Genomic DNA, 23,783 nt, shown 5'->3' on the forward strand with positions numbered 1-23,783 from the left:
GTATAAGAGACAGAAAGTGAACTTTCCTATAGGCACATGGGTAATCAATGTATCTGGATCACTTCTGCTGGGAATCCTAGCCGCACTTCATGTTTCACATTCATTGGCAGAATGGATATGGTCCATGTTCGGAATTGGCTTCTGTGGCGCGTATACCACCTTTTCAACCTTTGGGATAGAAACTGTCACATTAATTGAAGCGAAAAATTATAAAAAAGCGATGATTTATGTAATCTCTTCTATTGTTGCCGGGATTCTTGCTGCAGCAACCGGCTACTTTCTCGTTATCAATATAAGTCTTTAGAAGCTTGAGAAAAACTCTAGCTATCTAACCCAAATCATCAATTTCCGTCATTTTTTACACATAAGCAGTTTGTTTCCATAATAAAAGATACCTCTCTCCTGAGAGGTATCTTTTCATTTTTTATATTCTTTCGCTTGATGACCGATCTTTGGTATCTTTTTTATTCCGCTCTTCTTTACGCTCCATATCGATTTCCTTTAGCGGCAGATCATCAATTGGCATCACTACCTGGTCTCTTTCCTTTTGTTTTTCCCAATCTTTTTTAAAAGCTTTGGATTTGTCATTCCTATTCTCAAGCACCTGTTCTTTTTCAGAATCTTTCATTTGAGCAATCCCTCCATACTTTTTATATTCTATTTCCCTTTTGGGAAGGCATTGAAACAAAAATTATTGCTCCTGTCCTTCAGTCTTTCTAATGGAATATGAACAGTATGGAATAATATTGGTACTAAGAGAAAGGATGCTGGTTTTTATCATAGCAAAAGTAGGGTAAATTGAAATGAAGTGCAGAAGGGATGTTATTGAACATGGAATTTCTGTTTATTTTTTTATATTTTCTAATCATTACGATCGTCATTGAGGTAGCTGTCGTACTATTTAATTTAACAGGGATGAAAACGAAAGTATCCCGATTCCAGGTCATTTCTATGCTTACGGGCACCGGTTTTACAACTGATGAATCAAAGGTCATCATCGATCATCCGGTGCGCAGGAAAATTGCAGCCTTTTTGATTTTGTTTGGGGCGTTTTCAATGGCCGTCATCATATCTTCGATAAGCAGCATCCTCGCCGATGACTTGCGAATCGACAAGCTCTCCTATATATGTGCGGCACTTATTTTGTTACTTGCAGTAGTGCATATCCCCTGGGTAAGGAAAAAGGCCTCAAACAGGCTTGAGGATGTGATGGAACACAATTACCAAATGTACGAACGCCCTATCAAGGATATTCTATATTTAAAAGAGAACGATCTTGTTACGGATATAAATGTTGGGAAAGATTCTAAGTTGATTGATAAGAAGGTAGCAGATGTAATCTCCGAGGAGGATGACATTAGTATCCTTTTTATTAAACGAGGCCAGATGCAAATTCGCCGGGACCTTTATGATTGTGAAATGCAGGAAGGTGATCAGTTGTTTCTTTATGGAAACAGAAAAGAGATGGAAGAGAAATTTAGAGAAGAGTTGGATAATAAAACGAAAAAACAGTGAAGGCGCAATGCTTTTCTTATTGTCCAGCTGCAGCGCCTAGCCCCTCGAGGTCATAAGTCAATCANNTTTCTGTGCTCGCCTTATGCTTGTCAGGGCTGAACAAGGCGCTTTCGCTTTTCTTGTAAACTTCAGTTGAAACAATTCTTTTTAATAAGTATGATATAGTTAATTGTTGTAATGAGTTTACAGGATGGGAATGAAACAGGTAATGCTTCTACGGTGGTTTTGGAGGATCATCATCCTTCTGATTGTGTTATTTCTTGTACCATATTCATGGACGCTGATTTTCGCGCTGGTCACAGCAATGTTGCTTGATCGGTTTATCACGTTCATCGGCGATACATGTAAGCTAAATCGTTTTTGGTCCGTCCTGATCGCTTTTCTGGTATATGTCGGCGGATTGCTGGGTCTTACTTTTATTGTCGGATCTGTATTGACACAACAGATTATTAATCTTTCCCAAAAGTTTCCTGGCCTTGTAAAGGACTTATATTACTCGGCCGTTTTGCCATCGATAAGACAATGGGAAAAATATTCACAATCGCTTCCGGCCGATGTCATTCAATCCGTTGAAGATGCATTTGAAAGGGGAATCACGTCACTGGAACTTTTCACAAGAAACCTTGTGGAAGGCACCGTCCAATTAGTGACGCTAGTCCCGGGATTTTTGATTGAATTTTTGATTTACTTAGTTGCCCTGTTTCTGTTCTCCCTGGAGTATCCACTATTAAAACGGAAAGCCCGTAAATTCCTAAAAGAGTCAACCTATCAAAAATTGTCGCTTGTTTTTTCTGATTTAAATAAGGCGGGAATTGGCTTTTTGAAAGCGCAGTTGCTTCTAAGTTTGATCACATTCTCAATGGCATACATAGGCTTATGGCTTTTGGAAGTCCCGTATACTTTACTGCTGTCGATTTTGATTGTTGTTGTTGACATTCTGCCGATCCTCGGGACAGGATCAGTATTGGTCCCCTGGGCTGTCGTAGCGATTATTCAAGGGAATCAGCATCTTGGAATTGGTTTGATTATTATGTTTATCGTCATTACGGTAGTTAGAAGAATCGTTGAACCGAAGGTATACTCAGCCAATTTGGGCTTGACGCCTTTAGCGGCGTTGGTCAGCCTTTATTTAGGGTTCAAAATTCTTGGGTTCATCGGCCTCTTCATCGGCCCTGCTTTGGTGATCGTATATGAAACATTGAAAAAAGCTGGTGTTATCAAAACCAAATTTCGATCGTAGCTGCCAAAAAACCGATGCTTTCTTCACAAAAAGGCATAAGAGACATTCTAGAGGAATGTTCTTATGCCTTTTTTCATATCTTTTATATCTTTCGTTGGCGTTCCATGGCCGATGTGAACAAGAACGTGAGAAAAATGGAAGGAGGGGAACTCTTCCTTTTCCGCAATTTAATCTTTCGTTACAAAAAAAAGCCGGCCAATTAAATTGGCCGGCTTTTTTTATAGTCTTATCAAGAAACGACTTCCCTCTGCGGAAGCGGAATTTCCTTAACTTCAGCTGTTTCGTTAACCCTTTTAAAGATTTCTATATATCTGATATGGTGCTCTTCCATCTCGATAATCTTAAAACAGTAAGGCCCTTGGTGTAATTCATCGCCTTGCTGGGCTTCATAATTCTCTGTCAGGATCCAGCCTCCGATCGTATCAATATCTTCATCAGATATTTCAAGGCCGAGCATTTCGTTCACTTCGCTGATTAACACCTTTGAATCCATGATATAGTGATCTTCTTTCAGTTTTCGGACCATCGGAATTTCATCGAGGTCGAATTCATCGCGAATGTCACCGACAATCTCTTCCAGAATATCTTCCACTGTAACGAGTCCGGATGTACCGCCGTACTCATCCATCAAAATGGCCATATGGATTCGTTCCTTTTGCATTTTCAGCAGTAAATCGTGAACTGGGATGCTGTCAATGACCCTGATGATCGGGCGGATATAATTTTCAATCGTCTGATCGGGTTTTCCCTGGTTGGAAATCATCTCCGTGAACAGTTCCTTAACGTTAACCAGGCCGATGACATGATCCTTATCACCATCAATAACCGGATATCGGGTGAACTTTTCTTCCTTTACGACTGCGAAAAAGTCGTCAATTGTATCCTCCAGGGACAAAGTTACAATCTCTGTACGCGGAGCCATGATTTCTTTAGCGATCCGATCATCAAATTCAAAAATTTTATTTACATATTTAAACTCAGATTGGTTTATTTCGCCACTTTTATAGCTCTCGGATAAAATAATGCGAAGTTCCTCCTCTGTATGAGCGAGCTCATGTTCAGAGACAGGCTTTAAGCCAAACATCCTCGTTACAAGACGGGCAGAACCATTTAATATCCAGATAAACGGATACATGATTTTATAGAATAAAATCAATGGTCTTGCAAACAGCAGTGTAATTGTTTCCGCTTTTTGAATGGCCATGGTTTTAGGCGCTAGTTCTCCGATCACCACGTGAATGAATGTGATGATGGCGAAAGAAAACCCAAAAGAAAGAATATGTGAAGCGGCGGCCGGGATATTTAACCCAAGCAGCAAAGGATGTAACATACGGTTAATAGTTGATTCACCAATCCACCCAAGGGCGAGAGCAGTAATCGTAATTCCCAGCTGGCAAGCCGATAGATATTCGTCCAGGCTCGTGATAACCCTTTTCGCGGAGAGGGCATTATTTCGGCCTTCTTCGATCAATTGATCAATCCTTGAACTTCTCACTTTGACGATCGCAAACTCCGAAGCTACAAAAAATGCTGTCAAAGCAATTAAAATGGCTATAAAAACCAAGTTTGATATGTCCAAATAGTCTCCCTTTACTCGTCTGAATGACGAATAAGGAGTCCACCTCCTAAGGTAATAAAATCTATTATGCAATGATTCTTATAATCTTACAATCGAAACAGATAATGAAATAAATGAGATATAATCACAAAACAAAAACCGGACCGGTACGTTTTTATCATCTATTCGGACAGTTTTCAATACCCCATCTTATCACCCCTGAATGAAAACGAGTAAATAACTTCATTATAGAAAAAGTCAACTGTTCAGTCAAATCCCCTAAGGAAGAGGAAAACTGCGATTACTAGATATATATGTTATTAATGACTCTATATTAACGGTTTTTGAAGGATTGAACAATTAGTTAATTGAAAATTCAGATTCAGCTATCGAATAATTTTAATACTAAAACAGGATTATTGCCATAATCTATAACTATAGGAAAAGGACAAGGGGGGTACCGCCATATTCGAAAAAATCACTGCCATCTTGATTGGCAGCCTATCGGTCGGCATCGGAGTGAACTTCTTTTTGGCTCCTTATCATCTATTGGATGGAGGGCTGATCGGGATAGCTCTTCTGATGCATTACCATTTTGGTTCTCCTATTGGATTAATGATAATTATTATCAGCATTCCGCTTTACATATATGTCTGGAGTTTTGAAAGAATGTATTTTGTCCGAAGTGTTCATGGATTGCTTTTTTCTTCATTATGTATAGATTTGTTTTCCAATGTAGAAACAGACTGGAAACTGCCGGTCTTAGTGAGTGCTATTCTTGGCGGCATTATCATTGGATTAGGAGTGGGCCTAATGCTTAGATATGAGACAAGCACTGGGGGAACCGATTTATTAGCGCAGATTATTTCCAGCAAGACGGCAATAAATGTAGGCATTCTTATTTTAGTGATTGATGGCAGCATCATTTTATCGGGCATCGGGATTGTCGGAGTTAGAGCGTTTTTCTATTCAAGCTTGACCATCATGATAGTTGGGATATTAACCTCATTAACAGCAGGAAATGAAGGTTGAACATACAAAGTTGTATAAAATATAAATGTTTGGACAAGGATGGTAAAAGCTACTTAAACCATTCGTTTTTTATTGTCTAGCGCAAACAGTGTTTGCACTTTTCTGATTGGATGGAGAAGTACCAAAATATTAAAAAGGAAGTATGATTATGAAAAGAGTTTATCTACTTTTTTTCGCGAGTTTGCTTATCTTATCGGCATGCCAGAATAAAGAAACAGCAGAGGATAAAGAAGTCATCAGCAATGTACCAGACCCGCTCACTGCTGAAATCAGCAGCAGAGGTGTGAATTCAACGAGTAAAGAAATCCTTCTTGAAGCAATAGTGACACAAGGCACTAAAAGCTTGGATCATGCCGATGAAGTTACATTCGAAATCAGGAAATCTGGGGAAGACAATCGGCAGTTGATTGAAGCTGACAATGATGGGTATGGCAAGTACCGGATTATGCATACATTCCGCGATGATGGTAAATATATTGTTATTGCCCACGTGACAGCAGGGGAACAGCATGTTATGCCTGAAAAGGAGCTGGTCATCAAGGGAGGACAGCATTCAGATGTCAACTAAAGGGTCTCCTTGTCTAAGAACTGGAAAAAATCCAGTCAGTATGGAGAAGCTTTTAGATACAGCTAAATAAAACCCACTTAAAAATACTTCCTGAATATGTTTCATACCGTAAAATTTTGGGAAAGTAGTGAGGGAGCACATTAATCTTAACAGAGGTGAGCAAGTTGGAAAATGAACTGATTTTGAAATTCAGGAACAAAGGAATAAAAATTGAAAAAACAAAATCGCGACACGAGATTTTCTCAAGTGTCTATCAGACTGATCCATCTTTGCTCAACTTTCAATCGGCTTTGGCCGAAAGGATGCCGTGCATTCAAATTGAAAAACAAAAAATGAATGAGCTGTGATATACATAGGCACACCGGTAAACCGGTGTGCTTTTATTATGGATTACTTCCTACTGCCCATTTTCGCTTTCTTTCCTGGACAAACTGTGAATAAGAAAGCATTCTCCTTCATATCATCTAGAAATAAGAGGTTTACAAGCAAGGATGAAGCTGCTAATTTACCGATAAATCCACTGTAAGGAGATCGAGATGTCAGAGTTTATCATAAGCGTCCTGGAGTTCTTTTCTGATTTAGGCTACATAGGCATTGCCTTAGGATTGATGATCGAAATTATTCCGAGTGAGCTGGTGCTCGGTTATGGAGGTTATTTAGTAGGAAGCGGCAAGATTGTTTTTTTCGGTGCACTGGCAGCCGGTGTGACAGGAGGGACCTTAGCGCAATTATTTCTTTATTGGGCAGGTTACTTTGGAGGCCGGCCTTTTTTGTTAAAGTACGGTAAATACATCTTTATTAAAGAGAGACACCTCGAAATAGCTGAGCAATGGTTTGATCAATATGGAGTAGGCGTTATTTTCACTGCAAGATTCATCCCGGTTGTCCGGCATGCCATTTCAATTCCCGCGGGTATCGCAAAAATGTCTGCGCTGAAGTTTACCATTTTCACGATTGCGGCCATTATTCCCTGGACCATCCTTTTCCTGGCTTTAGGTATGGTGCTGGGCGAAAACTGGCGGAATATTAAAGGCTACGCAGCACCCTATATGATTCCTGTAATGGTCACGGCGATTCTCTGTGTAATTATCTATTATATCTGGAAGAGAAGGAGAACACCACCTATCGTAACTGTGAAGAAAATCGGCAAGTACTAAGCAGCAAAGTATGGAATGAAAAAAACATCCTGTAGAGGCTAGTCTTTTCAGGATGGTTTTTTATGAACAATTATTCAGTAACCGTTATATCACTTTCTAACAGAATTTTTTCAAGCCTCTTGGTAATTTCAATGGATTTAATCGAATGGTCCTCCATTTCAATTACCTTGAAACAATAGGAATCCTTTTCTATCACATCACCTGTATGCACATCATATTTCTCGGTCAAAATCCAGCCGCCGATCGTATCTACACCATCTTCATCAAGGTGGATGCCGAGCAAACCATTTACTTCCTTAACAAGCACTTTGGAATCGATGATATAATGGCCGTCTTTTATTTTTTGAATCGATGCTACTTCGTCGATATCGAATTCATCGCGGATTTCCCCGACAATTTCCTCGAGTATGTCCTCGGCGGTAACAAGACCGGATGTACCGCCATATTCATCCATTAAGACAGCCATATGAATCCGTTCCTTCTGCATTTTTACGAGAAGGAATTGAATCGGGATGTTTTCCATCACCCTGATAATCGGGCGGGTATAGCTTCCAATTGCCGTTGATGTAACATCCTTCCTTTTGAGAAGGTCGGAAAAAACTTCTTTTATATTAACCAGTCCGATAATGTGGTCTTTGTCTCCATCCACCACAGGATAGCGCGTGAACTTTTCTTCTTTGGTAATCTTTAAGAATTCAGAAACAGGATCATCTTTAGACAAACTGATGATTTCAGTTCGTGGGATCATGATTTCCTTGGCAATTCGGTCATCGAACTTAAAAATGTTGTTTACATATTTAAACTCGGATTGATTAATTTCACCGCTTTTATAGCTGTCGGAAAGAATCATCCGCAGCTCTTCTTCAGAGTGGGCAATCTCATTTTCAGAAGCCGGTTTTAAACCGAACAGACTGGTAACCAATCTGGAAGAATGATTTAACAGCCAAATGAAAGGAAACATTATTTTATGAAACCAGATTAGTGGTCCGGCTATCAAAAGACTCACCTGTTCTGGTTTTTGAATGGCTACTGTTTTGGGGGCCAGTTCACCAATGACGACATTTAAAAACGTAACGATTGCAAATGCAATAATGAATGTCAGGATTTGGACGATTTGCTCTGGGATGTGGAAGCTTCCAAGAACCGGACCAACCATTTTCTGCAAAGTTGGCTGTCCCAGCCAGCCAAGCCCGAGTGCGGTGATCGTTATTCCCAACTGTGTAGCCGATAAGTATTCATCCAGATTGGAAGTAACACTTTTGGCGGCCGAGGCCTTTAGGTTTCCTTCCACGACGAGCTGATCGATACGGCTGATTCTTACTTTGACAATTGCGAACTCGGAAGCCACGAAAAAGGCAGTCAAGCCAATCAGGATGACAATTAAAATAATATTCATTATGTCCAAATAGCGTTGGGACAGACCCAAAATGTATGTGGGGCAAAGCCAATGTTCACATCTAGCTTTGAGACTCACACTGTTGAAAGATGGATAGGTCCCGGTCACCTCCCGAAACAATTAAGTTAGACTGCTTAAAGACACTTATTATTTGCTGTTAACGATCATAGTATTTAGATCTTTTATATTTTTTATCTAAAATTAGTATAAGTAAAAGAATGGCATACAGTCAAAGGTAACGATTTAGAAATGGAGAATCCCTTCTAGAGTTAGTTTTTTCAGGATAATAAATCGGTTATATGAGCAAAGATATTTAAGAACAAGGAGCGAATATGGAAAAGGTAGTCAGTGCATCTGATGAAGAGCAGCTTAATGTACCGTGATGCTTTTCGATAATCTCCTTGCAGACGAATAGGCCCAGTCCGGTTCCACTTTTTTTAGTCGTGATGAAAGGATCGAAAATATTCGGAATGATTTCTTCTGGAATTTTTGGTCCGTTGTTTGCGATATTCAAGGTCATGTATCCGGTTGGCTTTTCGGAAGCACAGATATAAATCGAAGGGTATCCTACATCTGAAATCACATCCAGCGCGTTCAAAATGATATTCAGCAAAACCTGCCTGAACTCTTCTTTGGAGCCGCGAATTAAGATGTCCCCAATAATGTTGCAAGAGATAGAGGCATTCACCTCGAGGATGCTGGGATATAAAAACTCGATGACTTCATTCACTAAATCTTTCAAAGAAAAAATGTCGGCCTCGGAATCTGTCCATTCTTTCTTGGATAAATGAAGAAACTGAGTGATTCGATCATTTAATTGTTCAAGCTCTCTGGAAATGATTTGTAAATATTTTAATCCTTGATGCTCTGCCTGGAGCAATTGGATGAATCCCATGATCGAAGTCAGCGGATTACGGAATTCATGGACAAAGCTGGAAGTCATTCGACCTAAAAGGGTCAGACGATCCTTATGCGTCTGGTTTAGAAAAGAATATTGATCCTCTGCCATTCGGGACTTCAATTCGGAATGATGGGAAACCGTATGGTAAATAAACTTGTCAAAACAATCATTGATGCTTTGGAATACTTTATAGTTTTCAAAAACGTTATCTATCCATTCAGTAAGCTGGCCATTAATGACGGTCCGGCCTAAGGAAGTATTTACAAGGAAATCAGCAATATCAGCGTTACTATTTAATATTTCAGCTGCTACAATCTGCGACAGTGATCTGATGGACTCGTCTATAGATGAATCCATCAGGCCTTGGATGACTAAACCAAATAAGGCTTCCACATGCTGTGTAATATTGTCCTGGCTGATGTTTCGATCGGACGCTAATATCCTATCTGTCCATTCTGTAAGGATGGTGCTTTTATGTTGGAGTAAAAACTCAGCGACAGTTTCTTTTAGCAATACCATGAAGAACCTCCGGACCAGGAAATAATGACGAAAGAAAATCTATTATTAAATTTCTATACCCGAATTTAAAAATCCTTTATCAAATGTTAACTTTTTTGTCTTTATGCAAAATGAAAAGGCAGCGGGTTTTTAGTCCGGCTGCCTTTTAGAAGTCAGGTATGGTTCAACATGAAGAGTTGTATGTTTAATTTCATGCTTCTCTTCAAGGATTTGTTCTATTTCTTCAGTAATATCATGGCCTTCGATAACGGTTAACAAAGGATCGACATGAATCGTCGCTTCGAGGAAAACCTCATTGCCGTGCATTCGTGCTTTTAAATCACTTGTATCTTTTACCCGATTAGCATGGGCAATCGTCTCACTAATTTCCTGCAGCAAAGTCTCATCAAAGCCATCTGTCAAAGTATGGGAAGCATCACGGAAAATCTCCCAGGCTGTCCTGCAGATGATTAGCCCCACTGCCAGTGCGGCCACAGAATCAAGCCAATCCAAGCCGAATTTTGTGCCAAGTATTCCGACAAAGGCACCCATACTTACCAGGGCATCGGATTTATTATCCTGGGCCACCGCATGAATAGAGGCACTGTTGATACGTTTGCTAAGCCTTACATTGTAATAGTAAACCCCAAACATGACCAGTGCTGAAAACAAGGCTGTATAAGCGGTAAGCATATCTGGAGATTCCCGAGTTCCGCTAATAAATGACTGGATGGCACTATAGATAACCTGAATACCGACAGATATCATGATAAAAGCGGCTAGAAGCGAGGCGACTGTTTCTGCACGCATATGGCCATATAAATGATCATCATCAGGAGGCCGTTTTGATATTTTCAACCCGACTAAGATGGCAATCGAGGCGATGATATCAGTTGAGTTGTTAAGCCCGTCTGCCCATAAGCCTCTCGAATTTCCGTAATGGCCGATCGTTAATTTCAAAGCGGCTAAAAATATGTAAGCAGCAATGCTTATATAAGCTCCTTTTTCCGCAGAGTTGATTTTATTATTCTGCACTATTTCTTTACCTCCGCTTATATGATAAGGATTAAATAAAGATAACAAACGATAGTTGGGTAAGTCTATAGAAAAAGTGTCGGATAAATCCATCTAAATTGGACATTTTCACTACTATTGTCCAATGGTAAAGAAGTTGGTTCAGGCTAAAACCTGAGTTCTTTGAGAAAAGCGCAAGCGCCTTGTAAAAAGGAACGTCGACTAAGAACCGCCACGTCCTTATGTCTTCGTCGGCACTAGCACGTCCTGTGTGTCGGGGCTAGGCTGCTTGCGCTAGACACCTATCATAGTTGAAAAGGTTATACTTTCATTAAATAATAAAAAGTAATATATGTGCTTGGCTCCTGCTTAAATTCTCTTGAAACTAGTAGTATATTCTAACCGAGGATCAAAAATATAATACGTCCACAAGGGGAGCCTGAATGGCTGAGAGTGAGCGAGTGAGCGAGTGAGTTCTGACCCTAAGAACCTGTTAGTTAATGCTAGCGTAGGGATGTGGTTTTGGATTACTCTCTTGTTTATAATGGAACAAATATGCTTGCGAGCTTTCTTTTATCAACCGTCGTGGTTGTATTGCTTTATTCAACTGCGTCACGTGTACTCATTAAAAACGCTTACCATGCAAAGTGATTCATTCATTTTCATTAGAGTTCGTATTAGGACAAGCTGTTTCCTTCGGGATGCAGCTTTTTTCGTATAGTGTGGTGTAATATTACACCAAAAATGAGTGGAGAAAAAACATGACATAGTGATTTGCATATTTTAAAAAATAAAACCTGAATTTTTTTGTAACCTTTGGAAATAAATAAGTATATCTATTTGTTTTACCAAAAGTGGGTTTAATTTTATGTGGAAGAGCTATAGGAAAGGATTTCATATTTCTGATTTATCTTAAGGAGGATACATATGGCTGAAACACCTAATAATTCTGAAAACATGTCGCGCAGGAAATTTCTCAGAAATTCGGGTTATGTCGCGGGAGGCTTGATAGGCGGAGGAATCATCGGCGGACTTTTGGGAGCTAATCTTAACGATGATGATAACGATAAGACTGCCAAAACCGATACCAATGCTGCCCATTCTTCAAACCAGGCTCCGATATATTTTACAAATCCCGAGCAATTTGCGGTGTTAAAAGCCGCTGTCGAACGGATTTATCCAAAAGATGATAATGGTCCGGGTGCCGTAGACCTTGGCGTACCTTTCTTTATTGATCACCAGCTTGCCGGTTCATACGGAAATAATACAAGAGAATATATGCAGGGGCCATTTTTCCCTGGCTCTGACTTTCAGGGTTATCAAACCCCATTATTGCGGCATGAAGCCTTCGACGTAGGCCTTGCTGGGCTGCAGTCATACAGCCAGCAAAAATACAAAAAGAACTTTGCGGAACTTGAAGGAGAGCAACAGGATGAAGTATTGAAAGCATTCGAAGAAAAAAAGGTGAAATTAAAAGCCGTCACTTCATCTACGTTCTTTAATCTGCTTAGAGCTGCAACGCTGGAGGGTGTCTATGCGGATCCGGTTTATGCAGGAAATACCAATATGGACGGCTGGAAAATGAAAGGCTTCCCAGGACATCAAATGAGCTACCTTGACAAAATTGATTCGAAAGAATTTCAGAAAATCAAACCTAACAGCTTGCACGCTTAAAAGAATGGAACAAATATTTTAGAAGATAGGAGAATAAACATGGCAAAAACATTACCAAAAACAGACGTCGTGGTTGTCGGGGTTGGCTGGGGCGGCGGAATCATTGGGGCAGAGCTTGGAAAACAGGGTTTAAAGGTAGTAGGTCTTGAACGCGGGAAAGAAAGAGGCGTCAAGGATTACTATGTCGTTCATGATGAGCTTCGCTATGCGATTCGTTATGAGCTGATGCAGGATCTTTCAAAAGAAACGCTAACATTCCGGAACGTAGCGAAAGAACGTGCCCTGCCTATGCGACAGTTGGGTTCATTCTTGCTTGGAGAAGGTTTGGGAGGTTCAGGTGTGCATTGGAACGGGCATACGTTCAGGTTCCTGCCATATGATTTTGAAATCAAGACTGAAACAGAAAAAAAATACGGTAAAAACAAAATCAGGGATTTGGGTTTGGATATTCAAGATTGGGGAATTACCTATGATGAGCTGGAACCTTATTATGATACATTCGAAAAGGTTGCCGGCATTGGCGGTGAAGATAATCACTTTCAGGGGAAACGTTCCAATCCATATCCGAATAAACCGATGAAGGAAACGCCTATCACTGGAAAATTCAAAAAAGCCGCCAAAGACATGGGGTTGCATCCCTTTTCCATGCCTTCAGCCAATATGACCGAGGCATATGAAAATCCTTATGGAGCCAAAATGGCTGCCTGCCAATACTGTGGTTATTGTGAAAGATTCGGCTGTGAGTATGGAGCAAAAGCTGATCCGACAGTTGCGGTCATACCGTATGCAAGGAGCACTGGAAACTTCGAGCTTCGCACCCATTCGAATGTGACGGAAATTCTTCATGATGGAAAAAAAGCAACTGGTGTCAGATATGTGGATGTCCAAACGAAAGAAGAATTTATCCAGCCGGCTGAAATCGTCGTCGTAACAAGCTATGTGATGAATAATAACCGGCTCCTGCTTCAATCAAAGCTGGGCAAACCTTATGATCCGAAAACTGGTAGCGGGATAATCGGAAAGAACTATTGCTATCAAATCCTTCCAGGTGTAACTGGCTTTTTTGATGAACAGTTTAATACATTCATGGGTGCAGGTTCTCTTGGCATGACTGTAGATGATTATAATGGCGATAACTTCGACCATTCTGACCTGAATTTCATTCATGGCGGCTCGATTTCCCTTAACCAAACAGGAAAACGTCCGATTCAAACCAATTATGTTCCTGATGGCACCCCTAGCTGGGGAAAAGAATTTAAGGAAAAATCGACTCACTATTTTACGCGTACATTAGACCTTGCTACCGAGGGAGCCTCAATGCCAACGCGGAATAACTATATGGACCTTGATCCGACATACAAAGATGCTTTCGGGAACCCTCTTTTGCGTATGACCTATGATTTTACCGCGCAGGATAGAAATCTTTATAGTTATACCCAGAAGATGATGGGGAACATAATGAAGGAAATGGGTGCAAAAGAGGTCTATGCCCGCGGAGTAAGTGAACATTACGATATCGTCCCTTATCAATCGACACATAATACAGGCGGTGTAATCATGGGTGCCGAGCCGGGAACCTCTGCCGTTAATAACTACAGCCAAATGTGGGATGCTGAAAATGTGTTTGTAATAGGAGCTTCCTCATTTCCACATAACAGCGGCTATAATCCAACCGGAACAGTTGGAGCTTTGGCTTACCGTGCCGCAGAAGGCATTATCAAATACAGCAAGAATGGCGGAATGCTTGCATAGAACTATAAAGTATTGTTCGATTCTATAAAAGATAGTAGTAAAGGTGGGTTTACCATGGCGGAAAAGGAACATATCGTCCTTAAAAACGGTACTGTACATACAGAAAATGTTGATGAAGCCTTGAGAAAGATTGAGCCGGAAAAAGTTGATGAGATTTTATCAAACTTTGAAAATTTCAAGAGCTACTTGGATAAAAGATTGGACATCATGAAAAAAGTCGGTCTGGAAGAAGAACAGCTTGCGAATACGGCCGAAAAGGTAGCCGATTATCTTGCAGACAAAATTGAACCGAAAAACCGGGAAGAAAAGCTTCTTCAGGAGCTTTGGAAAGTCGGAAATGATGAGGAACGCCATAAATTGGCTCATATGCTCGTTAAACTAGTGGATAAGCAGTGAATTCGCTTATAAAAAAGGCTGTCTTACGAAGGGTTCTTCCCTTTATAAGACAGCCTTTTTATATAAAAGAAGGCAGCTGGTATTTTCAATTATGATGCTCTTGCTTTCATTTGGCAATCAGGACTGGACAAGGCGCCTCGTTTGCTACCGTACTGCTGGTACTACCAAGGAAAAACTTCTTTAAACCGCTTTTGCTACTGCTACCGATAATAATGAGATCGGCTTCTGTCCTTGCCGCATAGCTGCAAATACTCTCCGCCGGATGTCCTTCTAAAATTTCGAAATCTCCCTCCGCTTGCTGTTCGTTTAAAATGGAGAATGCTTTGCTTTTAGCCATCGAAACGCTGTTTTTAATAACGGTATGTGTCTCGTTATTTTGATCAATCATACTTTGCTCGACTGCAGTCACGGGGGGCGTCTGGGTGGGGTCGATATAGATCCCGTCATTGGCAAAACCGCGGCTTGAAGGATTACCAATCATCTTTTGTTCGATTTTTTCTTTGTAGACATGAACGACCGTTAATCTGACATCAGGATAAGAGTTTTTAAACATGGCACCCCATTCAATTGCTTCTTTGCTGGTTTCACTGCCGTCAAATGCAGCAATGATATGGCTTAATTCCCTCAACATAAGATCCCATCTCCTCACTTTATGGTTCTTTAACAAACCTGGTAAAGGTTGCATTTACGGCTTGGCTAGAAACGCTGTCGCTAAAATAGGCAAACATTGTAAAGAAAAGCATCTGGTTTACATTTATCGTGCATTAACCGACAGTAAGCCCCCATTGATGGAAGTCTCCCTTTATGAGAGCCAAGAGATTTACTTGCTATTTTCCCTAATTCTCTGAAAATTATGCCAAAATTTTCAACAAAAACATACAAATGGGTCAAAAGTCTAATGTATCATTTCTGAAAATACGTTACCCTTGAAATAAGCCAGTGAAGAAGAGGTGGTTTATATGCTTGAAACTGATGCAAAAATACACCCTACGATAAAGCTCTGCTTAAAACATCTGGACGTTTTAGGTACGGATAATAAAACACGGCAAATCGTCTATATGTATATGGAATCGTTGGTTCACGAATTTTCGGCGACAAAGCAGATAAAAGATATGAACACCAAGGCTGCTTCTAACAAAAATAAATAGAAATAGATATAAAACAACCGTAAATTTGGCCGGTTGTTTTTTTGTAGCGAAAATTAATCGGCATAATTCGGCAACAGTGCTTTTTTGGGGAAACCGGGGGTTTATATGAAAGGATTCAAAGAGTTTTTTAATAAAATAAATACTATGACACCTTCCTCGCTTATTCAGGGAGGCTTCATTCTGTTTTCAACCGTAATACTCCTCACAGTCGGGTTTTTAGCTTTTTTTAAACCGGAAGCCAATATCGACAATTTAAAGGACCAATTGGAACGTTCTACCGAGATTTATGATGAAAATGGAGAGCTGGCGAGCAAAATTACCGCAAATAAAACCGAGGGCATTTCGATTGAAGAAATCCCTGATCATGTGAAAAATGCAGTAGTTTCGATAGAAGACCATCGGTTTTATGGGCATAATGGAATTGATTACAAAGGGATCTTTCGGGCGTTTTATACCAATTTAAAAGCCGGCGAAGTAAAGGAAGGCGGCAGTACGATTACCCAGCAGTTGACAAAGACTGCACTGCTGGAATCGGATAGAACTTATAAAAGGAAGCTGGAAGAGTTTTTTTTGGCCAGGGAGGTAGAAAAAGAGTATTCCAAAGATGAGATACTCGAGATGTATCTGAATCAAATCTATTTTGGCCATGGAGCCTGGGGGATTAATAAGGCGGCGCAGGTATATTTCGGAAAAGAAGTGAAAGATATTACGGTAGCTGAGGGCGCGATGCTGGCGGGAATCATTAACGTCCCATCTGCTCTTGATCCTTATAAACATTTGGACAAATCTAAAAACAGGCGCGATTTAGTTCTATCAAGAATGAAGGAGCACGGTTTTATTAAGAAAGATGAATATAGATCGGCGGTAGAAGAAAAAGTAGCCCTGTATGGTAAACAGCAGAGTGATCCATTAAAGGGTAAATATCCTTATTTTGTCGACCATGTCCTTTCAGAAGCTTCAAAGAGATATCACATTGAAATGGATGAGCTCCTGACCGGAGGATACAAAATTCATACGACACTCGACCAGAACATGCAAAAGGTCGCGGAAGAAGTGTATCAAGACGATTCCATTTTTCCTAAGGGAACAAGCGACAAAATGGTGCAAAGCGGGGCTGTTCTGTTGGATCCAAAGACTGGCGGCATTCGAGCGTTAATTGGCGGGAGGGGGGAGCATCAATTTCTGGGCTTTAACCGGGCGACACAGTTGAAAAGAAGTCCCGGCTCTACAATGAAGCCGCTGGCTGTCTATACACCGGCCCTTGAAGAAGGCTATGAAATTTCAGATGAGCTGAAGGACGAAAAGATGGCCTTCGGTACTTATGAACCTTCCAATCTAGGCGGCGAATATAAAGGCGAAGTGCCGATGTATGAAGCTGTAATGAAGTCCTTAAATGTGCCTACAGTTTGGTTGTTGAATGAGATCGGTGTGGAGAAAGGAATGGAATCCCTTAAGAGATTCGGGATTTCTCTTGAAAAGGAGGACCGGAATCTGAGCATTGCCCTTGGGGGAATGAAATATGGAGTATCTCCGCTTGATATAGCAGGTGCTTTTTCAACTTTCACAAATGATGGGGAAAGAATGCAATCCCATGCCATTGTAAAAATCGAGGATGCACAAGGAAAAGTAGTGGCCAAGTGGAAAAAAGAGAAAACCAGGGTAACAACGAAAGGTGTAGCAGATAAAATGACTTCCATGCTGCTGGGCGTCGTCGAATATGGGACCGGAAAAAATGCTGCAGTTCACGAATGGGAAATCGCCGGGAAAACCGGTTCGACCCAGCTTCCGATTGAGGGAGCCGAAAACGGTGTGAAAGACCAGTGGTTTGTCGGCTTTACGCCTACCCTCGTCGGCTCGGTATGGACCGGTTACGACAAAACAGATGCCAAGAACCATTTAACCACTCACAGCAGTGAAGGGGCAGCGATCGTTTTTCAAAGGTTAATGGCTGAAGCCTTAAAAAGTCAGAAGCCAAAGTCATTTAACGTCGAAGATATCGGACCGTTGATTGAAGAACATAAAGAGGAACTAAAACGGGAAGAAAGGCGCAAGTACTGGGAAGATAAAAAAGATGATCTTAAAAATGGGTTGAAAAAATGGCAGGATAAGATATTTAATGGCAATGACAAAGAAGAGAAACAGAAAGACGAAGACAAGAATCATGGCAATGGAGAAGAAGATAAGCCGTCCGGCAATGACCCTGCTATAAATAATGAAGACTATAGCAATCAGTAGACTGCAGCTGGAAAAGAAAAGCCAATAACAGTAATAAGGTAATATTTAAGAAATGGCAAGTTCACATTATGTTCAGCAAACCGATGTATAGATGTATGTATTTCGCAGAAAATAAAAAGCAGCCATATATATGGCCGCTTTTTTGTATACTTAAATAGCAGATTAACAATAATGCCGAATACTGCAATGCCAAAGGCTATTTAAAAACCGACCGCAATATTTCACATTATATTTGAACCGTCTCAGCTGGGTTTATGTAAAATTCGTAAATATTAGCCTCTTTACCAGAAACAGATTGGCAGCATTTTTCTACATTGTTTAGGATACTTTGAACATCCTGGCCTTCAGCGACCACTTTAAGCTCAGACTTTTCATCTAAAGTCAGCATAAAAGAAACTAATTTTGACAAATTGGCAGGGTCAACCACTTTGTGTTTACAAATGATGTAGATACTGCCTCTGTAGTTTTTCATTTCCTGATACAAAGACATGATTTGTCTCATGGTTAGTTTATTGTTAATTTTCACATCTTTTGAGATAATCTCGTACATTTTTGCCATTCTCCTTTGAGAAAAATTTTTGTATTTTTTGTTGTTATATTGTTTAGTTGTATGTTTTATTTACCCGGGACACTGAAAGTAAAACCTTTTTGTTTTTACAGAAATTAATTATTTTACAAAAGTACTATCGCTTTTTTTATTTACGTAAGTTAGAAGGGAGATATCTCAAGTATGTTAATTTTGATTAAAGACGCGGAAGTATATGCGCCTGATTTCCTTGGAAAGAAAGATATTTTGTTAGCTGGAAAACAAATTGGCTTCATCAAGGACCATATCGAGGTCCCGGAGCAGTTTGTTGATATTAAAGTCATCGATGCTAAAGGAAAAATAGCGGTTCCTGGATTTATCGACTCTCATGTACATATTATCGGCGGCGGCGGTGAAGGCGGTTATAAAACACGGACGCCGGAAATACAACTAACGGATGCTACCTTGTCGGGAATCACAACGCTTGTGGGAGTGATCGGGACGGATGGTACCACGAGAACGATGCCTAGTTTGATTGCAAAGGCGAGAGCATTGGAAGAAGAGGGGATTACCTGCTATGTGCATACAGGATCGTACCAGGTACCAGTTAAAACATTGACAGGAAAAATTGAAGATGATCTGATTTTAATTGACAGAGTGATCGGAGCCGGGGAAATTGCAATCGCCGATCATCGTTCATCCCAGCCGACTATTGAAGAAATGGCAAAAGTAGCTTCAGCGGCCCGTATCGGCGGTCTTTTATCAGGTAAAGCCGGGATTGTAAATATTCATGTCGGTGATAGTCCTGATCAATTATATGTGATTGAGCAAGTAATTGAAAAAACAGAGATACCGATTCATCAGTTTTATCCTACACATATAAACCGCAATCACGACCTTTTTGAGGCGGGTATCAAGTATGCGAACAAGGGAGGATTCATTGATTTCACAACAAGCACAATAAAGGAGTTTATAGAAGGTGGCGAGGTGCTAGCCAGCAAAGCGCTCAAAAGAGCCCTTGATGCAGGTGTGGACATTAGCAGGATCACCTTTACCTCTGATGGGCAGGCGAGTCTCCCGGATTTTGATGAAAATAGCTATCTGAGAGGGATGTTCATTGGCAAAAGCTCATCCCTCCTTAGGGAATTCCGGGCAGCAATCATGGAAGAAGGAGTGTCTATCGAGGATGCGATCAGGGTGATTACTGCAAATCCCGCCCGGATTTTAAAGCTTACTCAAAAAGGAAGCATCCAAGAAGGCAAGGATGCTGACCTTGTCTTACTAAATAAAGAAACGAATGAAGTGGATACGGTTTTTGCGATGGGGCAGATGATGGTGGAAAATGGAAAAGCAATCGCAAAAGGTACGTTTGAATAGCGATCATATCAAAAACCGGCATTCTTGGTGGAATGCCGGTTTTTGGGAGTGACTCCTCCATTCTTAAAAAGATTAATTTAATACTTTTTAAAAAATTGATATTGATTTAGTTAAGGAGCCTTTTAAATAGTCCCTTAACTAGAAAAACAGACGCGAAAACTTTACTTTGTTAGACCATACCCTTTATAAATAACTTCCCAATCAAGCGGTCTTCCCATTCTTTTTTCAATTTGATCTAATGGTTTAAAGCCATACTGGGCATAAAGAGAATGAGCGTCTTTTGTGGAAAGTAAAAAACTTGTTCCTTTTAGATGTGGGTGTTCGGTAATCACGCTCATCAACCATTTACTTAGTCCACGCCCTCTATATTCCGGGATAACAAATACATCTGCTAAATAAGAAAATCTGACAAGATCAGATATAACACGGGCAAAACCTACTTGTTTAGCATTCTCTTTAGCAGGATTCCCTTCATAAATCCCATAACATAAAGTAGAGTTTTCGACTGCTGATTTTACTAGTTTCAAGGCAATTCCTTTAGCCCAATAGGACTCTTTATTAAGAAACTCATAAATTACTTGAGTGTCAAGATAGCATTTATCATTACTTACCGTAAAACCTTCGTTATTTGTCCAGAGTGTTTGTTCATCATATGACATTCAAATTCCTCCTAATTAATTGAATTGAGAATATGTATATTTATATTACAATACGTATAAATATTCAATGCTTTTTTCGTGCGTATCAACAGATAATCAAAACGTTGTTGTCATGATGATTCTCGACTCGTTTGTTACAAAACCGTTTTTTGAGAAAAATAACTCAGGTTTACCATGACCTCTCTCGGTAGATAGATAAGCAGAGTCAACCTTATTCTCTCTAAGAATTGTTTTTAAGTATGTTCTACGGTTTTCATCTATAATTTTTGCTCATGTTCCATACAAGCTGATCCGGCGTCGGAAGCATCAAAACTTGGAAAAAAGTGAAGAGTTTTCAGAATTCATGGTATAATTATACCTGAAAACTGGAAAAGGAGTGAATCCGGTGTAAAAAAGCTTATTGCCTCAAATTATTATTTAGGAGGTAGTCCAATGTAAATACCTATCCCTCATTCAGAATTAGATAATAAGGGGTAGTGTTAATGAAGGATAAATCTTTTCGATATCTCTGGATCGGCCAATCATTGGCGAATAGTGGAGATGTCTTCTATATCGTTGGACTAATGTCCGTGCTGTACAAAATGACTGGATCTGCTTTTTACATGGCTGTGATTCCATTTGCAATTACGACGGCACGTTTTGTGAGTGGATTGTTTGCTCCGATTTTAATGGATAGGTATTCATTAAAGACTCTGCTAGTAAGTTCACAAGCAGGAAAAACGTTTGGTTTGCTCATTCTTGGAAGCTACCATTTTTTCAGCGTCACTGATCACATTGGGCCGATTTTTTTGTTGGTCTTTGTGATTTCCTACCTGGATGGTTGGGCAATCCCTGCCAGTAATGCAATGATTCCCCGCCTTGTTCCAAAAGAAGAATTAGTCAAGGCCAATAGTTTTCTTTCGATTATGAATGAATCGATTCAACTAGGAGGCTGGGCGCTGGGGGGAATCCTAGTCGCGATCATGCGAGGGGAGAATGTTATTTGGCTGACTTTTTGCCTGTATTTGTTATCGACATTGATTCAATTTTTTATTAAGGATCAAACCCAGTCGCCAAACAACAAACTGGCAATGAAGGAAAGTTCAATCGTCCATTCGATTAAAGAAGGATGGGCTATGATTTGGCGAAATCCTTCATTGCGTTTGATCCATGCGATACTCTCATTGGAAAGCATGGCCAACGTTGTATGGATTGCGGCGATTATTTACGTCTATGTAAAAGAGCAGTTGAAAATGGATGAATCATGGTGGGGGTATATCAATGCAAGCTTTCTTTTAGGACTTGTAGTTGGTGGATTCATTGCCTTGCGTTTTGCAAATTTGATTGAGCGAAAGCTGACAAGAATTGTTACGGTGACATCCGCAGGGGGGTGCTTGGCTACCTTGGTCTTTGGTTTTACTGAAATCCCGTGGGTTGCTCTCGCGGTATCTGCTGTTTTTGGAATGATGGAACAACTGAAAAGTATCGGTTTACAGACAATTCTTCAAAAAAGGGTGGCAGATGAAAAGCTTCCAAAGATATATGCGGCTCAAAGTTCGCTGACTTCCTTGCTTTTTGGCGTCTCATCTTTGGTCTTTGGCTTGATTACAGAAAAAATCGATGTCAGGGCAACATTTTTGGTTTCCACCGCTTTATTATTGATTGCGGCCTTTTGCACGATATATTTTAGAAGTTACTTGAGCGAAAAGGGCCAGATATAGAATACTAAATTCCTTAAGTAAAGCCTGTGTATATGAAAGTTTGAAAATAAAAAGCTTGATCAATTGAATAGTTCATTTGATCAAGCTTTTGCTTATCTATCAGTCCCCATCAAACATTCTGAATACGCCGCCAAGTACACTTCCTTCATCTTTAGAACCGCCACCCTGAGGAGCTGCGGCAAAAACACGGCTTGCCAGGCGGCTGAATGGGAGTGATTGGACCCAAACTGTTCCGGGACCGCGCAGTGTAGCGAAGAAGAGGCCTTCCCCGCCGAACAATGCCGTTTTAACACCCTTAACCATTTCGATGTTATAGTCTACATCGCTTGTCATCGCTACTAAACAACCGGTATCTACCCGCAGCACCTCACCTGATGCTAGCTCTTTTTTATGGATTGTTCCGCCTGCATGAACAAAAGCCATGCCGTCACCTTCAAGCTTCTGCATAATAAATCCTTCGCCGCCAAAGAAGCCGGCGCCCATTTTCCGTTGGAATTCAACACCAACAGAAACGCCCTTTGCTGCTGCTAGAAATGCGTCTTTTTGGCAAATGATCTTGCCGCCCATCTCGCTTAGATCCATTGGAACAATTTTACCCGGATAGGGAGAAGCGAAGGAAACATGCCTTTTATCATGGCCCTGATTGGTAAATGTGGTCATGAATAAGCTTTCGCCCGTAAGCATCCGTTTGCCGGCGCCGAACAATTTCCCCATAATGCCGCTGCCTCCGCCGGAACCGTCTCCGAAAATGGTCTCCATGTGGATGTTGTCTTCCATCATCATTAAGCTTCCGGCTTCAGCGACCACCGTCTCATCCGGATCTAGTTCTACTTCAACGAATTGCATATCATCTCCATAAATCTTGTAATCAATTTCATGATTATTCATATGTATACCTCCTATTGGAATATCAAGCTTCTAAGTTGATTGTAAAAGATTGCAGAGGGTTCCGCTATAGTTATTTACTATTCGTAATACAATATTAACTATATAAAGAAGGAGAGATATAAAAAGGCTTTTCCTCTGTGTCCAGTGTGATGATTTTTGAAAAACAAGTGCTTAGTTCTTCCCACTTTTCGGGATAGATGTATTGAAACCGTTCGATGGTTTGGAAAGAATACAACAGCAGACAATCAAGCTTAGCAGGTTTTTTTATCTGTAAATCGTAGAGAAGTGCGTGCGGGATCGTGTAGTATTCATCCAGTTGAAATGGATTCAGCTTTACCAGGTCAACTTCGAATTCATGTACGAGTTTGTCCAGAATAACTTTTTGAATCAGCAGACTCTCCTTTTTGGATAACTCCCCAATCGAAAAGTGAGGATTTAAAAGTGCGATTCCCCTCATTATTTTCCTCATCCCTCTTTGTTTTTCACAAGTCTTTCCAAATTGTCGAGGATGTATTCGCTTAGTGCGAAGGCGTGGGTAGGGAGTTCGTA

24 protein-coding genes and 1 riboswitch are annotated in these 23,783 nt (G+C 40.4%); of the genes, 14 read left to right on the plus strand and 10 right to left on the minus strand.

Annotated features, from left to right (window positions below):
• On the plus strand, window positions 1-304 hold a 304-nt coding region (locus ELQ35_RS21795), incomplete at its 5' end, for a fluoride efflux transporter FluC (RefSeq protein ID WP_143253476.1).
• Window positions 305-424: 120 nt separating this feature from the next.
• Here ELQ35_RS21795 and ELQ35_RS21800 read toward each other — a convergent pair.
• Window positions 425-628: a hypothetical protein gene (locus ELQ35_RS21800; RefSeq protein ID WP_126867278.1), complete on the minus strand. Its 204-nt coding sequence runs from the start codon at window positions 626-628 to the stop codon at window positions 425-427.
• 203 nt (window positions 629-831) lie between these two features.
• On the opposite strand from ELQ35_RS21800, the gene ELQ35_RS21805 reads away from it, so the two are divergent.
• Window positions 832-1,515 carry a TrkA C-terminal domain-containing protein gene (locus tag ELQ35_RS21805; RefSeq protein ID WP_126867301.1) on the plus strand — a complete coding sequence of 228 codons (684 nt, stop codon included), beginning with the start codon at window positions 832-834 and terminating at the stop codon, window positions 1,513-1,515.
• A gap of 190 nt (window positions 1,516-1,705) precedes the next feature.
• Window positions 1,706-2,755: a sporulation integral membrane protein YtvI gene (gene ytvI, locus ELQ35_RS21810; RefSeq protein ID WP_370873480.1), complete on the plus strand. Its 1,050-nt coding sequence runs from the start codon at window positions 1,706-1,708 to the stop codon at window positions 2,753-2,755.
• 229 nt (window positions 2,756-2,984) lie between these two features.
• Here ytvI and ELQ35_RS21815 read toward each other — a convergent pair whose 3' ends face one another.
• A complete protein-coding gene (locus ELQ35_RS21815) occupies window positions 2,985-4,334 on the minus strand; it encodes a hemolysin family protein (RefSeq protein WP_126867279.1) in 1,350 nt (449 codons plus the stop codon).
• Window positions 4,335-4,802: 468 nt separating this feature from the next.
• Here ELQ35_RS21815 and ELQ35_RS21820 point away from each other — a divergent pair, with 468 nt between their 5' ends.
• The 4 genes from ELQ35_RS21820 (at window position 4,803) to uptA (ending at window position 7,070) form a co-directional block, all read left to right on the plus strand.
• The gene (locus ELQ35_RS21820) at window positions 4,803-5,345 is read left to right on the plus strand and encodes a YitT family protein (protein ID WP_370873481.1); all 543 of its coding nucleotides are present in this window, start codon (window positions 4,803-4,805) and stop codon (window positions 5,343-5,345) included.
• A gap of 148 nt (window positions 5,346-5,493) precedes the next feature.
• Window positions 5,494-5,913: a FixH family protein gene (locus ELQ35_RS21825; protein WP_185861864.1), complete on the plus strand. Its 420-nt coding sequence runs from the start codon at window positions 5,494-5,496 to the stop codon at window positions 5,911-5,913.
• A 155-nt stretch (window positions 5,914-6,068) separates the two neighbouring features.
• Window positions 6,069-6,260: an Lmo0850 family protein gene (locus tag ELQ35_RS23885; RefSeq protein WP_370873482.1), complete on the plus strand. Its 192-nt coding sequence runs from the start codon at window positions 6,069-6,071 to the stop codon at window positions 6,258-6,260.
• Between the two features lie 189 nt (window positions 6,261-6,449).
• Window positions 6,450-7,070, plus strand: coding sequence for an undecaprenyl phosphate transporter UptA (uptA, locus tag ELQ35_RS21830; RefSeq protein WP_126867282.1), 621 nt, complete (start codon window positions 6,450-6,452; stop codon window positions 7,068-7,070).
• 70 nt (window positions 7,071-7,140) lie between these two features.
• On the opposite strand, the gene ELQ35_RS21835 is transcribed toward uptA, so the two are convergent.
• From ELQ35_RS21835 to ELQ35_RS21845, 3 genes are all read right to left on the minus strand, one after another.
• Complete coding sequence (locus tag ELQ35_RS21835; RefSeq protein ID WP_126867283.1) at window positions 7,141-8,475, minus strand: hemolysin family protein; 1,335 nt, start codon at window positions 8,473-8,475, stop codon at window positions 7,141-7,143.
• 304 nt (window positions 8,476-8,779) lie between these two features.
• Window positions 8,780-9,886, minus strand: coding sequence for a histidine kinase N-terminal domain-containing protein (locus ELQ35_RS21840; RefSeq protein ID WP_126867284.1), 1,107 nt, complete (start codon window positions 9,884-9,886; stop codon window positions 8,780-8,782).
• A 129-nt stretch (window positions 9,887-10,015) separates the two neighbouring features.
• Window positions 10,016-10,900: a cation diffusion facilitator family transporter gene (locus tag ELQ35_RS21845; RefSeq protein WP_307365803.1), complete on the minus strand. Its 885-nt coding sequence runs from the start codon at window positions 10,898-10,900 to the stop codon at window positions 10,016-10,018.
• Window positions 10,901-11,300: 400 nt separating this feature from the next.
• A riboswitch (TPP riboswitch) is annotated at window positions 11,301-11,411 on the plus strand.
• A gap of 395 nt (window positions 11,412-11,806) precedes the next feature.
• Here ELQ35_RS21845 and ELQ35_RS21855 point away from each other — a divergent pair.
• From ELQ35_RS21855 to ELQ35_RS21865, 3 genes are read left to right on the plus strand one after another with little or no spacing between them, the layout of a single operon-like run.
• Window positions 11,807-12,553, plus strand: coding sequence for a gluconate 2-dehydrogenase subunit 3 family protein (locus ELQ35_RS21855; RefSeq protein WP_126867286.1), 747 nt, complete (start codon window positions 11,807-11,809; stop codon window positions 12,551-12,553).
• 39 nt (window positions 12,554-12,592) lie between these two features.
• Window positions 12,593-14,305 (plus strand): GMC family oxidoreductase, encoded by a 1,713-nt coding sequence (locus ELQ35_RS21860; protein WP_126867287.1) that lies wholly within the window; start codon window positions 12,593-12,595, stop codon window positions 14,303-14,305.
• Window positions 14,306-14,359: 54 nt separating this feature from the next.
• Window positions 14,360-14,701 carry a DUF3243 domain-containing protein gene (locus tag ELQ35_RS21865; protein WP_126867288.1) on the plus strand — a complete coding sequence of 114 codons (342 nt, stop codon included), beginning with the start codon at window positions 14,360-14,362 and terminating at the stop codon, window positions 14,699-14,701.
• Between the two features lie 106 nt (window positions 14,702-14,807).
• Here the strand turns inward: ELQ35_RS21865 and ELQ35_RS21870 are convergent, their stop codons facing one another.
• Complete coding sequence (locus tag ELQ35_RS21870) at window positions 14,808-15,332, minus strand: universal stress protein (RefSeq protein WP_185861865.1); 525 nt, start codon at window positions 15,330-15,332, stop codon at window positions 14,808-14,810.
• A 328-nt stretch (window positions 15,333-15,660) separates the two neighbouring features.
• Between ELQ35_RS21870 and ELQ35_RS21875 the strand changes: the two genes are divergently transcribed.
• Together ELQ35_RS21875 and ELQ35_RS21880 are read left to right on the plus strand one after the other, a co-directional pair.
• Window positions 15,661-15,849 carry a hypothetical protein gene (locus tag ELQ35_RS21875; RefSeq protein ID WP_126867290.1) on the plus strand — a complete coding sequence of 63 codons (189 nt, stop codon included), beginning with the start codon at window positions 15,661-15,663 and terminating at the stop codon, window positions 15,847-15,849.
• A gap of 105 nt (window positions 15,850-15,954) precedes the next feature.
• Window positions 15,955-18,084: a transglycosylase domain-containing protein gene (locus ELQ35_RS21880; protein ID WP_221884996.1), complete on the plus strand. Its 2,130-nt coding sequence runs from the start codon at window positions 15,955-15,957 to the stop codon at window positions 18,082-18,084.
• A 226-nt stretch (window positions 18,085-18,310) separates the two neighbouring features.
• Here ELQ35_RS21880 and ELQ35_RS21885 read toward each other — a convergent pair whose 3' ends face one another.
• Window positions 18,311-18,634 carry an HPr family phosphocarrier protein gene (locus tag ELQ35_RS21885; RefSeq protein WP_185861866.1) on the minus strand — a complete coding sequence of 108 codons (324 nt, stop codon included), beginning with the start codon at window positions 18,632-18,634 and terminating at the stop codon, window positions 18,311-18,313.
• Between the two features lie 180 nt (window positions 18,635-18,814).
• On the opposite strand from ELQ35_RS21885, the gene iadA reads away from it, so the two are divergent.
• Window positions 18,815-19,987, plus strand: a complete 1,173-nt coding sequence (gene iadA / locus ELQ35_RS21890; protein ID WP_126867292.1) for a beta-aspartyl-peptidase — start codon at window positions 18,815-18,817, stop codon at window positions 19,985-19,987.
• Window positions 19,988-20,148: 161 nt separating this feature from the next.
• Here iadA and ELQ35_RS21895 read toward each other — a convergent pair whose 3' ends face one another.
• Window positions 20,149-20,646 (minus strand): GNAT family N-acetyltransferase, encoded by a 498-nt coding sequence (locus tag ELQ35_RS21895; RefSeq protein WP_126867293.1) that lies wholly within the window; start codon window positions 20,644-20,646, stop codon window positions 20,149-20,151.
• 482 nt (window positions 20,647-21,128) lie between these two features.
• Here ELQ35_RS21895 and ELQ35_RS21900 point away from each other — a divergent pair, with 482 nt between their 5' ends.
• Window positions 21,129-22,346 (plus strand): MFS transporter, encoded by a 1,218-nt coding sequence (locus ELQ35_RS21900; RefSeq protein WP_126867294.1) that lies wholly within the window; start codon window positions 21,129-21,131, stop codon window positions 22,344-22,346.
• Window positions 22,347-22,445: 99 nt separating this feature from the next.
• Here the strand turns inward: ELQ35_RS21900 and ELQ35_RS21905 are convergent, their stop codons facing one another.
• Both ELQ35_RS21905 and ELQ35_RS21910 read right to left on the minus strand, forming a co-directional pair.
• Window positions 22,446-23,234: a TIGR00266 family protein gene (locus tag ELQ35_RS21905; RefSeq protein ID WP_126867295.1), complete on the minus strand. Its 789-nt coding sequence runs from the start codon at window positions 23,232-23,234 to the stop codon at window positions 22,446-22,448.
• A gap of 94 nt (window positions 23,235-23,328) precedes the next feature.
• The gene (locus tag ELQ35_RS21910) at window positions 23,329-23,691 is read right to left on the minus strand and encodes a hypothetical protein (protein WP_126867296.1); all 363 of its coding nucleotides are present in this window, start codon (window positions 23,689-23,691) and stop codon (window positions 23,329-23,331) included.
• Window positions 23,692-23,783: the final 92 nt, after the last annotated feature.

The organism is Peribacillus cavernae (genome assembly GCF_003989135.1).
Lineage (GTDB): Bacteria > Bacillota > Bacilli > Bacillales > DSM-1321 > Peribacillus > Peribacillus cavernae.